The sequence below is a fragment of the Acinetobacter sp. V89_7 genome, assembly GCF_029967895.1.
Taxonomy (GTDB): Bacteria; Pseudomonadota; Gammaproteobacteria; order Pseudomonadales; family Moraxellaceae; genus Acinetobacter; species Acinetobacter soli.
Genome location: NZ_JASCAJ010000031.1, coordinates 163,282 through 178,674, shown reverse-complemented (window position 1 = coordinate 178,674; position 15,393 = coordinate 163,282). Strand labels below are relative to the sequence as shown.

Below are 15,393 nucleotides of genomic sequence, written 5' to 3'. Positions count from 1 at the left end.
GAAAGCATCGACGACTTACTATGCAACTGTATAACATGTTTTTAAACGGAAAATGGACAAAATGGTTAATTATTGGTTCATTTAGCATCATGCCATTTGCGGTTTCAGCTAAAACGATTTTAGTAGTCGGTGATAGTTTGAGTGCAGGTTATGGCATCAATCCTGAACAGGGCTGGGTTGCACTTTTACAAAAGCGTCTCGATCGGGACGATCCTAAACAGCATAAAGTCATTAACGCCAGTGTGAGTGGAGAAACCACCAGCGGCGCACTCGCACGACTACCCAAATTGCTGCAAACCTACAAACCGCAAGTTATGGTTGTTGAGCTAGGTGGCAACGATGCACTTCGCGGCCAACCCCCTCAGTTGATTCGTGCGAATCTTGAAAAACTGGTTCAGCAAGGTCAAGCTGCTCAAGCCAAAGTTGTTTTATTTGGAATGAAAATTCCACCGAATTACGGCAGTGCATACAGTCAGGCATTTGAAAATAATTATAAAGTGGTCAGTCAAAAGTATAAGGTCAAACTTTTGCCATTTTTTCTTGAAGGGGTTGCAGGCAATAAAACGTTAATGCAAAAAGATCAGATTCATCCAAATGCCAAAGCGCAGTCTATTTTACTCAAAACGGCATATCCATACGTAAAAGGCGCCTTATAAGACGCCTTTTGCCCAACCGTCTGCCGACGTATCAGGACTTAGAAATCAAAAAAATTAACTTCACCTGTCTCAAGTGAGTATTCTGCACCCACGACAATCATTTTGCCTTTGGCAATCAAGCTTTCAAGTACAGCAGAACCGTGTCTTAATTGATTGACCGATGCAAATACATTTGAACGAATGGCATGCATACAAAGTTTATTGTGATCGTGTTTTAAATCAGTTTGCAGCAAAATTTCAACTGATGGACGTACACGATTCACAATAGACATCAGGTTGTCAGAAGGTGGATTTTCTGGATTGAGCAAAGTATCTACCGTGGCTTGTATCGCACCACAATGACTATGACCGAGTACCACAACCACTGCACAATCATATCGTTCAGCAGCAAATTCAACACTACCTACTTGCGATGGTGCAACAACGTTACCTGCCACACGAATCACGAACAAATCACCTAAGCCTTGGTCGAAAACCATTTCAGCCGGTACACGTGAATCTGAACAGCCTAAAATAATCGCAAAAGGGTTTTGGCCTTCTGCCATTTCTGCACGCTCTTGATGGCTCACGAGAGTATGATTGGTGGTTTCACCTTTCATAAATCTCTGATTTCCAGCTTTTAGACGATCCAATGCTTCTTGTGCGGTTAACATTTTGTTCTACCATCCAACTAAAAATTTAGATAAGTTTAATCAGCTCCTTATAGAAAGTCACTGACAAAATCTCAACTCTTACAACAAATTTATATATTGTTATTTTGCAATCAATATAGTTCTAACCAAATGAATTTAAATCACTTTTTATATGATTGATATTTTAATTTGTGTATTTGAAATAGATAAATCATTTGCCATATTCCATAAAAAGGGTCATTTCAAATTGTGCGGATATCTTTTAGTATGAAGGCATTCTTTTCAAATTAAGCTGAACATGCAAAAACACCCAGTGATTGAACAATTGATTGACGCACATCTGGCATTTTTACAACACGAGTTTTCTGCACCCGAGACCATTCAAGCAGAGTTTTCAAGCTTCTATCATTGGTTCAAACAACAGCAGCTTCAGCACATCTGGTCATTTGAACAGATTCAGCAGTTGATTGAAAAACAAATTTTAAATACCCCTGCAACGGCGTTTTTGATTGATCAAATTGCAGAGCATATTCGTTTTGCTCTGATTCACCCGCTCAATGATCAAACGCTGATTCAAGATGTGATTCCAGTGCTCACCATCGATCGTATCGCACAATACATCGCCAGTAAAAGTGACCACCGCAAGGCATTAATCAAACGGGTCACCAACAATCCCGCGTTTTCGGCTATGGTGAGCCAGTTGATTCAACATGCGATACAAGATTACATGGACAATTCACTCATGGCCAAAAAAGTGCCGGGTGTAGGACGGTTCATGAAAATGGGCAAATCGGTACTTGAATCGGTCACCGATTCAAACCTAGATGCAACTGTCTCAAATTACTTGCACAAGAATATTTCCAAGCTGAGCCAGCTCAGTGAAAGTGTGCTCAATCAGCATTTTAGCGATGATAAGCTCTATCATTTTCAGGCCAATTTATGGCACAAGATCAAACTCCAACCGCTGAGTGTTTTACGCCACTATATTGAAGTTGAAGATTTACCCAACACCGTGTCGATGGGGCATGAAATCTGGCAACATCTTCGGCAGACCGATTACTTAAAACAGCAAGTGCATGATGGTATTTACGCGTGGTATGCACGTAATCAGGAACGTACCTTTGATCAATTGCTTCAAGATCTGAACATCCATGAACCGCTGATTGAACATGAGTTAAGTGCGCTCTTAAAACCTATTTTGAGTCAAATGCTCGAAACACAATACTTGGCGACACGAGCACGACATTACTTAGAAAAGTTTTACTACGCAGCTGAAACACAACAACTGTTAAAGCTATAAAAAAAAGCCGCTAATGCGGCTTTTTTTATTAAAATTGATATTTCAAGCTGGCGTAGTACGCTCGTCCTGGCTCGTTATAACTTTGACTCACTGAAAGATCGCGAAGTTTTTCTTCATCAAACACATTACTGACCCCCACACGGCCACTGAACTGATCAGTAAATTTATAGCCCATGTTAATTCCGGCGATGCCATAACTTTTGATACTTTCGGTCACTAAACCGGCTGTATTATCAATATTGGTTTCGACATATTGACGGGGTTTCTGACGACCATATTGCGTATAGACAAAGTTAACATCGGCTTTATCGGTGATCTTATAATTAAAAATCGAGTTGATGGTGTAATTTGGAATCACCGACAGCGGATTGCCAGTTTCTTTGTTCACCGAATCCATCATATAGGTAAAGTTGTTGGTCCAGCTGATATCTCCCCAATCTAGCGTCACACTGCCTTCAAGCCCTTGAACCAATGCTTTAGGAATATTGGTCCACTGCAAAACATTGTACGTGGTAGCTCCAATGACAACCTGCTGTGACACTTCGGTTCCTGAAGAAATTTTATCTTTATAGTCATTACGGAACCAAGCCAAGCTGGCATTGACGTTATCTTTTTGAAATTGAATGCCAATCTCTTTATTGACGGATGTTTCAGGTTTTAAATCGTCATTACCTTGAAGGACACATTGCGTTAGCCCAATCGGACAACCATTCCCCTTAGTTGCAAGCAAGTAACCTTCTGCATTTTGATACAAGTTTGGTGCTTTATAGGCACGTGCAATACCGCCTTTGAGCGTGAAGTAATCACCTAAACGCTGTGTGATATTTAAGCTTGGGCTCCAGTTTGAGCCAGATTTATTGTGATCATCAAAGCGCAAGCCCAAAACAAAGTCGGTACTGTCGGTCATTTTAAGGTTATCTTCCACGTATGCCGATGCAATACGTGAATTCATTTTACTGCGATCACCAGTAGTCAATGAATTCGCATACTCACCCGTTCCTTGAGTGGTATTTCCTGGGTCTTTAAATCGATCTTCAACCCATTCTGTACCCACAGTTAAATTTTGAGGCACATAGAAGTCGAGTGGAATATTCACCTCACCATTTAAGCGCAGTGTATCTAATGTCGACGTGGTACGATTATCCAAACTGTTGATTCGACCCTCTGATGCACCCGCAGTCCCTTCCACAAAGCGCTTATTTTTGGTTCGATCAAACTGCGCAATAATACGGCTATCGCCCCAGTCCCACTTGCCTTCATGGGTCATGGCATAGCTGTCTTTCCACATGGTATTGGTTTCTTTACCAATCAGTTGCGAGAGAATTTCATTTGAGATCGGATCCACATTACTATTTTGTGAATCACCTGCAAATAAATTGCCCTGACGACTCGAAGCCAAATCCAATAACAGCGTTTGACGATCGGTTGCCTGCCATGCAAATCGAGCGCTCAGATCTTTATTTTCTACCCCTTCACGACCAGCAGCTCGCGTACCACTTGGGGTAAGTGGATTAATATCCGCTGCATCATTATCCGTTTTATTGAAGTTCCCGTAAATACGGTAAGACAGCACATCTTGGATAATCGGACCGCTTAAATTAACACTCACACGATTGGTTGCACCTTCTTTACTGTTTTCAGGCTGATTGCTGAACAGTTCGACAGAACCATGCGTTTCATTGGTAATTTTTTTGGTTTTAATATTGACCACGCCTCCCATCGCGCCATTGCCATAGCGTGCTGCAGCTGGCCCTCGAATTACTTCAATCGATTCAATTGCATCGGCAGGTACCCAGTTTGAATCACCGCGTGTATCGCGCTCGCCACGCCATCCATAACGCACTGAATTACGTGAAGTGACTGGTTTACCATCAATTAATATCAAGGTATTTTCAGGCCCCATTCCTCGAATATCGATCTGACGGTTATTGCCACGCTGACCCGTTGAACTATTTCCAGTCAGGTTTACCCCGGGCATTTTACGAATATATTCAGATACATCATTGACCACCGGCATACGTTCCAAATCGTCTGCGGTAATCACAGACACACCCAATGATTGCTTGATCTGCTCTTCTGCCGTTAAAACGATTTTCTCAAGTTTGGTTGCATCTGGGTTAGATTGATCATCTTGCTGCGTATCTTCTGCATAAGCCACTGAGAACATACTACTGAGTATGGCTGCGGATAAAACTGTACGAAATAACGGCTTACACATTGACATCCCCTTTGTTACAAATATTAAATCAAGCTTAAATTGCGTGACAATTCTAGCAAAAAGAAATCAAATTACAAACAATATTGATAATAATTCTCAATATTAAAAACTAAAAAACCCCTGAGCCGAAACTCAGGGGTTTTCATTACAGCGAATTTATCAAAAGTTATTTGAAGTAAGCGCCTTCTGCTTGGGTGTGGTCGGTTTGATCCACAACGCGCTGAAGCTCAGGAATATGCTGGCGTAAAGTCGTCTCGACACCTTGTTTCAAAGTTACATCAATTGCAGAACAACCTTGGCAGCCACCACCAAATTTAAGTACAGCTGTTAAGCCGTGCTCTGCATCGTCTTGTACTTCGACGAGTGCACAGTTACCACCATGACCTGCTAAGCCCGGATTGATCTCAGACTGGAGTACATAGGTAATACGTTCTTCAATCGATGCATCTGGTCCAACACGTGGCACTTTAGAATTTGGCGCACGGAATGTTAACTGGCCACCAAAACGATCTTTGTTGTAATCAATCACAGCATCAAGCAGGTACGGAATAGATGGTCCGTCTACATATGCTGGAAAATCTGGATATTCTTGTTTGTAATCGGTGGCAACCACTTCATCCGGTGCACTATAGGCCATACAGCATTCTGCACGTGGCGTACCCGGGTTTTCAACAAAGATACGAACGCCAATACCCGGAGTATTTTGCTTTTCCAATAAATCCTTTAAATACTCTTGTGCAGTCGGTGTAATTAAAAGATTTGGAATTTCATCTGCAACGGCAGTGTTGGTGTTCTCAGTCGACATATCAATCATCCTCAAGCTGAAGTGCTTATCTTAACTGAAGATGCGGGGGATTTAAAAAAAATCAACCAAATTTGTCGGATTTGTTTTACTTTTGGTATTTATTCATGCTCAAAAAATGGCATGATGGACATCAAATAAAACTTTTTTCTCATCTTATGCTGCATTTACCGTTTAATCATACGATTACCCTGATCATCATTACCGTGATCGTTTCACTGTTGGCTTTTTCCAACCAAAATGTCATGAATCGTCTGATTTTTTGGCCACCCGCTATGCAACGCGGTCAGATTGATCGTTTCATCACCCATGGTTTTGTGCATGCCGATGGCACGCATCTGCTTTTTAATATGATTACGCTGTTCTTTTTTGGCAGCATTATCGAAAGCTTCTATAGACAGTATTTCTTTGATTTAGGCTTTGTGTTGTTTTATTTGGGCGGATTAATTGTTGCTATTTTACCCAGCTATCTCAAACATAAAAACGATACGCATTGGGCCAGTTTAGGTGCATCAGGGGCTGTCTCAGCGGTATTGTTTGCCTATATTTTGTTTGAACCGTGGAAACTGATTTTTGTTTTTTTCATCCCGGTTCCAGCGATTATCTTTGCCATATTGTATGTCGCATATAGCATTTGGTCTGGCAAACGTGGCAATACCAACATTAATCACAGTGCACATCTTTGGGGAGCAGCCTATGGTGTGGTCATGACGATTATATTAGAACCACGTCTGATTCAGCACTTTTTAAACAAACTCACCCAACTGCCTTTTTAAACGCAATGTACTGATGAATGGGTTTAACGCATTATCGCCTCACTATGAGGCGATAACGTAATAAAGCCAAGCGTTTTACAAAGCACGCATAAAGTCCAACTGACTTCACATGATCAAAATTAAATTTAACGATTCATTTCAAATTTGGTAGTTATTGCCACTCTTTGCAGGTATATACGGTAGATAATGGCAAAATGCTATTGATTAAAAATACATCGTGAGACTTTCTGCATGTCCAATTCACTAGACGGATTACAATTTCCCCTGCTCGAAACCACGCAAAAGCCGAGTACATCTCATACAGGCAAAGCGATCATTTCAGAAGCATTATCGATTGTCGATAACAAGCTCTCTCAGCAGGCGCTCAACGAAAAACAATGGCGCAAGCAGTATCCGGTGTATTTTCGAGCGTTGGTCGAGCATGGCATTCGTACCCGACATCAGAGCGTGAACATTGCCCAGCAAGGTTTACACAAAGCGCACCACAGCTTTGTATTTTACCGCGATGGCATTAAATACCTGCTCAAAGATGTCATGAATGTGGCAAACGTGTCTCCACTTCATAGCGTGACCATCAAAGGTGAAAGTCAGGATGATCCTGAATGGTACGTACCTTATGGCGGTAAAAAGCTGACGGGACAAGCTTTACTTACTCAGATTAAAGACTGGGAAACGCGCGGCATTATTGAACCAAGCCATGCAAAAGCGTTAAGACTGGCCAGCAGCCACCCTGAATGGTTTGATTTATCTGACCGTACCATGGTGCTGTTTGGCGCAGCCTCAGAAGCTGGCCCGCTCACTTGGTTGTCAAAATGGCGAGCCAATATCGTGGCCGTCGATCTGCCCAATCCAAAAGTATGGGAAAAAATTCTGGATACCGTGCGTAAAGGCAATGCCAAGCTGATAGCACCTTGTGTAGAAAATCTGGATGCTGGCGTATCCTCTGCTGATTTAAAACATAAACTTGGCGCAAATCTACTTACCCAGTTACCCGAAGTGGTCACGTGGTTAAATCAATTTAAATCTTCACTCGATTTGGCTGCGATTGCCTATCTAGACGGCGAAAAACATGTGCGGGTGTCTATGGCCATGGACACGATCATGAGCCTAGTGAGTGAACACAAACCAGATAGCTCACTTATGTTTATGTGTACGCCAACCGACATCTATGCTGTTCCTAAAGAAGTGGTCGAAGCAGCACATCAAAAAGCAGAGCAACGCTCAAACTTACAAAAAGTCTTGACGGCAGGTATTAAGAATCTGACCTTGAAACACTTTTTTCAATCGAGTGAACAAGCACTGATTCGCTCAGATAATGATAAACACTACGGTGTGGCAGACTGTCTAGTGCTCGAGCAAGGCCCAAATTATGCGCTGGCAAAACGTATTCAACAGTGGCGTGCTATTTTGGCTCACCAAAATGGTCAACGCGTGAGCATCAATATTGCACCCTCAACCACCACACACTCTGTCACCAAAAATCCAATCCTCAAAGCTGCGTTTAATGGTGCTTCATTGTTTGATGTTGAAGCCTTTGCACCTGAAACCACCAATGCCATTATGGCTGCGCTTTGGGTACACGATTTACGCAATGATGAATGTGCAGCGAATCCGCACACTTCAATTGATCATCCACTTGAGCTAATGATGGAAGGCGCTAATCATGGGGGTTTGTGGCGGGTTGCATATCTGGCACGTACTGCGCTACCCTTTGCGGCGCTTTATGGCTTTGCCTCGGATAAACTGCCTCTGCACTGGCTCAAAAAATAAGAAAAAGCCTGTCAAACTGACAGGCTTTTTCTTAGCTATGCATACTCAGGTACTTGGCCATTTCATCGGGAGGGACCATGCCACCGCCAGTGGCCCAAATGAGATGCGTGACATTTTTCAACTGCGAGTCACTCAACTGTTGTACTCGCTGATAATCCTGATTTTGAAGTACATGCCCAATTCCGAGTAAGCCTGCTATCGCTGAAGGCTCAAGCTGAATATTCTCAGTTTGATTGAGCAATTGAATAAACTGGAATAATTGTGTATCCGAGACCGTCACATAGGCATCGATCAGATCTTGCATGGCGCGACCGACAAAGCCAGAGGCGCGCCCTACCGCCAGTCCATCTGCCGCAGTATGATTATCTAGGCCAATATCTTGTACTGAAATCTGGTCATGTAATCCGGTATAAACACCCAAAAGCATACACGGAGAATGCGTCGGTTCTGCAAAAATACAATGCACATGCTCACCAAAAGCATGCTTTAAACCAAAACTGACGCCTCCTGGGCCACCGCCTACGCCGCAAGGCAAATAAACAAATAATGGATGCGCCGCATCGACCTTGATTTGATGATCGTTGAGTTGCTGTTTTAAACGCAAGCCTGCAACAGCGTAGCCCAGAAACAGGGTTTTCGAATTTTCATCATCTATAAAAAAACATAAAGGATCGTTTTCGGCGGCTTTTCGGCCTTGTTCGACCGCCACGCCGTAGTCACTGGCATATTCCACCACATTGACACCCAGCGAACGTAATTTGTCTTTTTTCCACTGCCGAGCATCAGCTGACATATGTACGCTCACACGAAAGCCAAGTTTGGCACTCATGATGCCTATCGATAAACCTAAATTTCCTGTAGATCCTACAGCAATTTGATGCTCCGCAAAAAATTGACGAAAAGGTGCTGAATCAAAGATTGTATAGTCATCATCTGGCTGAAGTAATCCTGCCTCAAGCGCCAACTTTTCAGCATGTGCCAATACCTCATATATCCCACCTCGTGCTTTAATCGAACCTGAAATGGGTAAGTGACTGTCTTTTTTTAACCACCATTGCCCTGTGGTAGGTAAATTGAGCGTAGCACAGGCATGTTTTTGCATGTTAGGGATAGACACCATCTCAGATTCAATCCGCCCATGTGAAGCTTCGAGCTCAGTAAACACCTTAGCCAGATAAGGTGCGAAGCGTGTTAGACGCTGTTCGGCATCTTCAATATCGGCACGGCGAAGACCAACCCCATTTAGACCGTGCTCACAATCCTTGATTTCAGGTGGATACCAAAAGATTTCTTGATAGTGTTTTAATGCATTGATTAACTGATCATGTTGTAACGCAGATGCAAGAGATGACATCATGACGGCAAAACCCTGTAAAGCTTATTGATTATCTGCTTTAAACTTATACGTGTTTGAGCGAAAAATAGAAATATTGCGACATAAAAAAAGGCCACCCATGTGACCTTTTTTAGAATAGCAGTTTAACCAACAAACTGTAAGAACACCCAGTATAAACCACCGGATAAACAGATTGTTGCTGGCAAGGTAAAGATCCATGCCGAAATAATGGTTTTTACTGTTGCAAAGTTCAAACCAGATTTGTTCGCCACCATGGTCCCTGCAACTGCACTGTTCAAGACGTGTGTGGTCGAAACTGGCATACCTAGACCATCTGCTGCTGCAATGGTGCTCATGGCAACGAGTTCAGCAGACATGCCTTGACCATAGGTCATGTGGTTTTTACCAATACGCTCACCCACAGTCACCACAATACGCTTCCAGCCTACCATCGTGCCCAAGCCAAGTGCCAAGGCAACCGCAACCTTCACCCAGTTAGGAATATACTGTAAAAAGCCATCAAGGTTGCTACGATATTCTTTTAAGGTATCTTGTTGCTGAGGGGTCATTGCAGGAAGTGCTTCAGCTTTTTCCAAACGTTTAAACGTTGTGGTGCTCAAGTACATATCATTACGAATTTCGCTGACTGCCTGCTCTGGAATATCTTTTAAGTCGCCATACTGTCCTACGCGCTCACCCAAGTGATCTGTAATGCTGGCCAATGCCGGTAAAACTTCAGGGGTTTGCTCTTTGGTCTGGATAAACTTGGTCAGTACAACACGCGCCTTTTCATCTTGCATTTCATTTTGGTTGGCATGCAAGACAATTGCCGTTTCACCTGAAAGTTGCTCAAACGATTTAAGATACTGTGCATCTAAGTTTTTATTGAGCGAGTACGCCAAAGGAACCAAGCCAATCAGGATCAGCATAATCAAGCCCATACCTTTCTGACCATCATTTGATCCGTGTGCAAAACTTACACCTGTACAGGTAAAGATCAAAATTGCACGAATCAATGGTGGTGGTGGCTTGTTGCCTTCTGGTGGCTGGAACAATTCAAGCTGACGGCGGAATACTTTTTTCACCAGCAAAAATAAGATCGCAGCAAATGCAAAACCGATTAAAGGAGAAAAGAGTAACGCTTTACCGACCTTGATCACCTGATCCATATCGATACCGCTGGTACCCGTCGATGCATTTAAAATGTGGTTCATGATGCCCACACCTAAAATCGAACCAATCAAGGTATGCGAACTTGATGCTGGGATACCCAAAAACCAAGTACCCAAGTTCCAGATAATCGCTGCGATTAGGAGCGCAAACACCATGGCAAATCCGGCACCACTGCTGACATTCATAATCAGTTCAACAGGAAGTAACGCAATAATACCGTAGGCAACTGCACCGCTGGCCACCATCACGCCGAGAAAGTTACAAAAGCCCGCCCACATCACTGCAACAGGTGCAGGTAAGGCGTTGGTGTAAATGACCGTCGCCACAGCATTGGCTGTGTCATGGAAACCATTTACAAATTCAAATCCCAAGGCAATAAACAATGCCGTTGAAAGGAGAATAATAGAATACAAATTTAAAGGTGGAACATGCGCTAAATCAGCATTGACCTGAAATCCAATATAAATCAGAGTCGCAACGATGACCGTAAGAAACACCGGCATAAAGAACTTCGGTGTCGGTACGTGTACATTCGTCGATTTCGCATGTGAAGGTTCCACAGGCTTTGAATCCGAAACAGGGGGAAGATTTGAATTCATGCAGACGGTTCAAGGGGATCAATAAAATCCCCTTATTCTTAAATTAAATTATGACAATTATATGACAAACGACGCCCTAATGAAGTCAATTTTTGCTCAATTAACTCCATTTTTCGCCTAAATTGCGCTATTTTTTTAACGCAAAATAAAACTATGTTTTTATATTTCAAAAACTTAATAGTTTTAATAAGTTTATGACAGGCTTATAATTTAATTTGTCATAATTGCCGAAAAAAATGACACTTAACTTAAATGAAGCGCTAAGCTGCTGCCTGTTTAAGCATTTTGAAAGTTAATTATTTCACTTTGATGAAATTTTCAGCGCTTAAAGTAAAAAATGACTCATCGCATTTTTTTGATCGCATCAGTTCTTGATGAAAATGACATCAAATACCATGGCTTCTGTTACAATAATGCGCATTTTTAAATCGTTAGGGGTTCTCCATGTCGACGCTAGTCACCCTCAAAGAGCTGCTTGCCAAGCGCATTCTCATTATTGATGGTGCGATGGGTACCATGATTCAGCGCCATAAGCTTGAAGAAGCAGATTATCGTGGTGAGCGTTTTGCAGACTGGGCACATGACCTCAAGGGCAATAACGATCTACTGGTGTTAACTCAGCCTCAAATTATACAAGGTATTCATGAAGCGTATCTTGAAGCGGGTGCCGATATTATCGAAACCAATAGCTTTAATGGTACTCGCGTGTCGATGTCGGATTACCATATGGAGGAATTGGTTCCCGAGATTAACCGCGAAGCAGCACGTTTGGCAAAAGCCGCGTGTGAGAAATACAGTACCCCAGATAAACCGCGCTTTGTTGCAGGGGTATTGGGCCCGACATCACGTACCTGTTCCATTTCTCCCGATGTCAACAATCCTGCATTTCGTAACGTCACCTTCGATGAACTTAAAAACAACTATATTGAAGCCACACATGCCTTGATTGAAGGTGGCTCGGATATCATTCTCATCGAGACCGTTTTCGATACCTTAAACTGTAAAGCGGCAATTTTTGCGGTTAAGGAAGTCTTTAAGCAGATTGGTCGTGAACTGCCCCTTATGATCTCAGGCACCATTACCGATGCATCAGGGCGTACTCTCACTGGTCAGACGGCTGAGGCATTTTGGAACTCTGTACGCCACGGCGATTTACTTTCGATTGGCTTTAACTGTGCACTCGGTGCAGATGCCATGCGTCCGCATGTTAAAACCATTTCCGATGTCGCCGATACTTTTGTTTCAGCGCACCCAAATGCCGGATTGCCGAATGCATTTGGTGAATACGATGAAACGCCAGAACAAACAGCGGCTTTCTTAAAAGAGTTTGCCGAAAGCGGTTTGATTAATATTACCGGTGGTTGCTGTGGTACAACGCCAGATCACATCCGTGCAATCTACAACGCGGTAAAAGATATTCAGCCACGTTCAGTGCCTGAAACAGTTCCTGCTTGTCGTTTAAGTGGTTTAGAGCCATTTAATATCTATGACGATTCCTTGTTTGTGAATGTCGGTGAACGTACCAATGTCACGGGTTCGAAAAAGTTTTTGCGTTTAATCCGTGAAGAACAATTTGCCGAGGCATTGGAAGTTGCACAGCAACAAGTTGAAGCAGGCGCTCAAATCATCGACATCAATATGGACGAAGGTATGCTCGACTCTCAAAATGCCATGGTGCATTTTTTGAATCTGGTGGCCTCTGAGCCTGAAATCTCTCGTGTGCCCATCATGATTGACTCATCGAAGTGGGAAATTATTGAAGCGGGCTTAAAATGTGTTCAGGGTAAGCCTGTCGTCAACTCCATTTCGCTTAAAGAAGGCTATGATGAGTTTGTCGAAAAAGCGCGTCTGTGCCGTCAATATGGCGCGGCTGTCATTGTGATGGCGTTTGACGAAGTCGGTCAGGCCGATACCGCTGAACGTAAGCGCGAAATCTGTAAACGCTCCTATGATATTTTGGTGAATGAAGTCGGCTATCCAGCTGAAGATATCATTTTTGATCCAAACGTGTTTGCGGTCGCAACCGGTATTGAAGAACACAATAATTATGCGGTTGACTTTATTGAAGCAACTGGCTGGATCAAACAGAATTTACCTCATGCCATGATTTCTGGCGGCGTATCTAACGTCTCCTTCTCTTTTCGTGGCAATGAACCCGTCCGTGAAGCCATTCACTCGGTATTTTTATATCATGCTATCAAGCAAGGCATGACCATGGGGATTGTCAATGCGGGCCAAATGGCCATTTATGACGATATTCCAAAAGAATTAAAAGATGCTGTTGAAGATGTGATCCTGAATCAAAATCAGGGCGAATCTGGCCAAAATGCTACCGAAAAATTGCTTGAAGTGGCTGAGAAATTTCGTAGCCAAGGCGGCAAGGTCAAAGAAGCCGAAAACCTTGAATGGCGAAATCAACCAGTCGAAAAACGTCTGGAATATGCCTTGGTCAAAGGCATTACCACCTTTATTGATCAAGATACCGAAGAAGCACGCCTGAAATCTAAACGCCCGCTGGATGTCATTGAAGGCCCGCTGATGGATGGTATGAACGTGGTGGGTGATCTGTTTGGTTCTGGAAAAATGTTTTTGCCGCAGGTGGTTAAATCGGCCCGTGTAATGAAGCAGGCGGTGGCATGGCTAAATCCGTACATCGAAGCGGAAAAAGCAGAGGGACAAACCAAAGGCAAAGTACTCATGGCCACGGTAAAAGGTGATGTTCATGATATTGGCAAGAATATTGTGGGCGTGGTGTTGGGTTGTAATGGTTACGATATTGTCGATTTGGGCGTGATGGTGCCCGCCGAGAAAATTTTGCAAACTGCGATCGATGAAAAGTGTGACATTATTGGCCTATCTGGACTGATTACGCCGAGCCTGGATGAGATGGTGTTTGTAGCCAAAGAAATGCAGCGTAAAGGCTTTAGCATTCCCCTTCTCATTGGTGGAGCAACCACTTCAAAAGCGCATACCGCAGTCAAAATTGAACCACAGTATCAAAATGACGCCGTGATTTATGTCGCAGACGCCTCACGTGCTGTGGGTGTCGCCACCACCCTGCTTTCTAAAGAAATGCGCGGTGCATTTATTGAAGAACAACGTGCCGAATACGCCAAAATTCGTGAGCGTCTCGCCAACAAGCAGCCAAAAGCCGCCAAGCTTAGCTATTTAGAAGCAATAAAAAATGGCTTTAACATTGACTGGAATGCCTACGTACCACCTAAACCAAATCTGCTTGGCGAAAAGGTCATTAGCCAGTATCCGCTTGAAAAACTGGTGCCATATTTCGATTGGACTCCGTTTTTTATCTCGTGGAGCTTGACCGGAAAATTTCCAAAAATTCTAACTGATGATGTGGTGGGAGAAGCCGCGACTGATTTATATAATCAAGCTCAGGCGATGCTTCAAGATATTATTGAAAATAAGCGCTTTGATGCCCGAGCTGTATTTTCGTTATACCCTGCCAAACGAACGGGAGATGACACGGTTTCTGTTTACGATATGCAAGGTAACGCCACACATCGCTTTGAGCATTTGCGTCAGCAGTCCGATAAAGTGACAGGTAAACCAAACTTGTCACTTGCAGATTTTATTAGCCCAGCCGAGCAACATACCGATTACCTAGGTGGATTTACCGTCTCGATTTTTGGTGCAGAAGAACTCGCAAATGAATATAAAGCCAAAGGAGATGACTATTCTGCAATTCTGGTTCAGTCATTGGGAGATCGTTTTGCCGAAGCCTTTGCCGAACATTTGCACGAACGGATTCGTAAAGAATATTGGGGCTATCAGCCAGATGAAAATCTCGACAACGATGCCTTAATTAAGGAAAAGTATGTCGGAATTCGACCTGCACCCGGTTACCCTGCATGCCCAGAGCATTCAGAAAAAGCAGTGTTGTTTGACTGGTTAGGTTCAACAGATAAGATTGGAACCTATTTGACCAGCAGTTTTGCCATGTGGCCACCTTCAAGTGTCAGCGGCTTTTATTATAGCTTGCCGCAATCTGAATACTTTAATGTCGGTAAGATTTCTCAAGATCAGCTTGAAGACTACGCCAAACGTAAAGACTGGACACTGGATGAAGCAAAACGTTGGTTAGCACCAAATCTAGATGATTCGATCAACTAA

10 protein-coding genes are annotated in these 15,393 nt (G+C 43.2%); 5 read left to right on the top strand and 5 right to left on the bottom strand.

Annotated features, from left to right (window positions below; translation table 11 throughout):
* The first annotated feature begins 26 nt into the window (after positions 1 to 26).
* Positions 27 to 656 (top strand): arylesterase, encoded by a 630-nt coding sequence (locus QLG00_RS12110; protein WP_282471146.1) that lies wholly within the window; start codon positions 27 to 29, stop codon positions 654 to 656.
* A 38-nt stretch (positions 657 to 694) separates the two neighbouring features.
* Here QLG00_RS12110 and QLG00_RS12105 read toward each other — a convergent pair whose 3' ends face one another.
* On the bottom strand, positions 695 to 1,309 hold the full coding sequence (locus QLG00_RS12105; RefSeq protein ID WP_004946131.1) for a carbonic anhydrase: 615 nt from the start codon (positions 1,307 to 1,309) through the stop codon (positions 695 to 697).
* Between the two features lie 277 nt (positions 1,310 to 1,586).
* On the opposite strand from QLG00_RS12105, the gene QLG00_RS12100 reads away from it, so the two are divergent.
* Positions 1,587 to 2,588 (top strand): hypothetical protein, encoded by a 1,002-nt coding sequence (locus tag QLG00_RS12100; protein WP_004936031.1) that lies wholly within the window; start codon positions 1,587 to 1,589, stop codon positions 2,586 to 2,588.
* 28 nt (positions 2,589 to 2,616) lie between these two features.
* Here the strand turns inward: QLG00_RS12100 and QLG00_RS12095 are convergent, their stop codons facing one another.
* A complete protein-coding gene (locus QLG00_RS12095) occupies positions 2,617 to 4,806 on the bottom strand; it encodes a TonB-dependent siderophore receptor (protein ID WP_282471086.1) in 2,190 nt (729 codons plus the stop codon).
* A gap of 166 nt (positions 4,807 to 4,972) precedes the next feature.
* Positions 4,973 to 5,611, bottom strand: coding sequence for a Fe-S biogenesis protein NfuA (gene nfuA, locus QLG00_RS12090; RefSeq protein WP_004936028.1), 639 nt, complete (start codon positions 5,609 to 5,611; stop codon positions 4,973 to 4,975).
* A 155-nt stretch (positions 5,612 to 5,766) separates the two neighbouring features.
* Between nfuA and QLG00_RS12085 the strand changes: the two genes are divergently transcribed.
* Together QLG00_RS12085 and QLG00_RS12080 are read left to right on the top strand one after the other, a co-directional pair.
* The gene (locus QLG00_RS12085) at positions 5,767 to 6,384 is read left to right on the top strand and encodes a rhomboid family intramembrane serine protease (RefSeq protein WP_119025511.1); all 618 of its coding nucleotides are present in this window, start codon (positions 5,767 to 5,769) and stop codon (positions 6,382 to 6,384) included.
* A gap of 231 nt (positions 6,385 to 6,615) precedes the next feature.
* Positions 6,616 to 8,154 (top strand): hypothetical protein, encoded by a 1,539-nt coding sequence (locus QLG00_RS12080; RefSeq protein WP_282471085.1) that lies wholly within the window; start codon positions 6,616 to 6,618, stop codon positions 8,152 to 8,154.
* Between the two features lie 31 nt (positions 8,155 to 8,185).
* Here the strand turns inward: QLG00_RS12080 and QLG00_RS12075 are convergent, their stop codons facing one another.
* Together QLG00_RS12075 and QLG00_RS12070 are read right to left on the bottom strand one after the other, a co-directional pair.
* Entirely contained in the window at positions 8,186 to 9,511 is a 1,326-nt protein-coding gene (locus QLG00_RS12075; protein ID WP_282471084.1) for a D-serine ammonia-lyase, read from the bottom strand.
* 122 nt (positions 9,512 to 9,633) lie between these two features.
* Entirely contained in the window at positions 9,634 to 11,262 is a 1,629-nt protein-coding gene (locus tag QLG00_RS12070; RefSeq protein ID WP_004936016.1) for an inorganic phosphate transporter, read from the bottom strand.
* A gap of 444 nt (positions 11,263 to 11,706) precedes the next feature.
* Here QLG00_RS12070 and metH point away from each other — a divergent pair, with 444 nt between their 5' ends.
* The gene (metH, locus tag QLG00_RS12065) at positions 11,707 to 15,393 is read left to right on the top strand and encodes a methionine synthase (RefSeq protein WP_282471083.1); all 3,687 of its coding nucleotides are present in this window, start codon (positions 11,707 to 11,709) and stop codon (positions 15,391 to 15,393) included.

What these genes read in the sequence shown, in the direction of transcription:
- QLG00_RS12105 (WP_004946131.1), bottom strand. Translation starts at nt 1,309, where the DNA reads ATGTTAACCGCACAAGAAGCATTGGATCGTCTAAAAGCTGGAAATCAG.
- QLG00_RS12075 (WP_282471084.1), bottom strand. Translation starts at nt 9,511, where the DNA reads ATGATGTCATCTCTTGCATCTGCGTTACAACATGATCAGTTAATCAAT.
- nfuA (WP_004936028.1), bottom strand. Translation starts at nt 5,611, where the DNA reads ATGTCGACTGAGAACACCAACACTGCCGTTGCAGATGAAATTCCAAAT.
- QLG00_RS12070 (WP_004936016.1), bottom strand. Translation starts at nt 11,262, where the DNA reads ATGAATTCAAATCTTCCCCCTGTTTCGGATTCAAAGCCTGTGGAACCT.
- metH (WP_282471083.1), top strand. Translation starts at nt 11,707, where the DNA reads ATGTCGACGCTAGTCACCCTCAAAGAGCTGCTTGCCAAGCGCATTCTC.
- QLG00_RS12095 (WP_282471086.1), bottom strand. Translation starts at nt 4,806, where the DNA reads ATGTGTAAGCCGTTATTTCGTACAGTTTTATCCGCAGCCATACTCAGT.
- QLG00_RS12080 (WP_282471085.1), top strand. Translation starts at nt 6,616, where the DNA reads ATGTCCAATTCACTAGACGGATTACAATTTCCCCTGCTCGAAACCACG.
- QLG00_RS12085 (WP_119025511.1), top strand. Translation starts at nt 5,767, where the DNA reads ATGCTGCATTTACCGTTTAATCATACGATTACCCTGATCATCATTACC.
- QLG00_RS12100 (WP_004936031.1), top strand. Translation starts at nt 1,587, where the DNA reads ATGCAAAAACACCCAGTGATTGAACAATTGATTGACGCACATCTGGCA.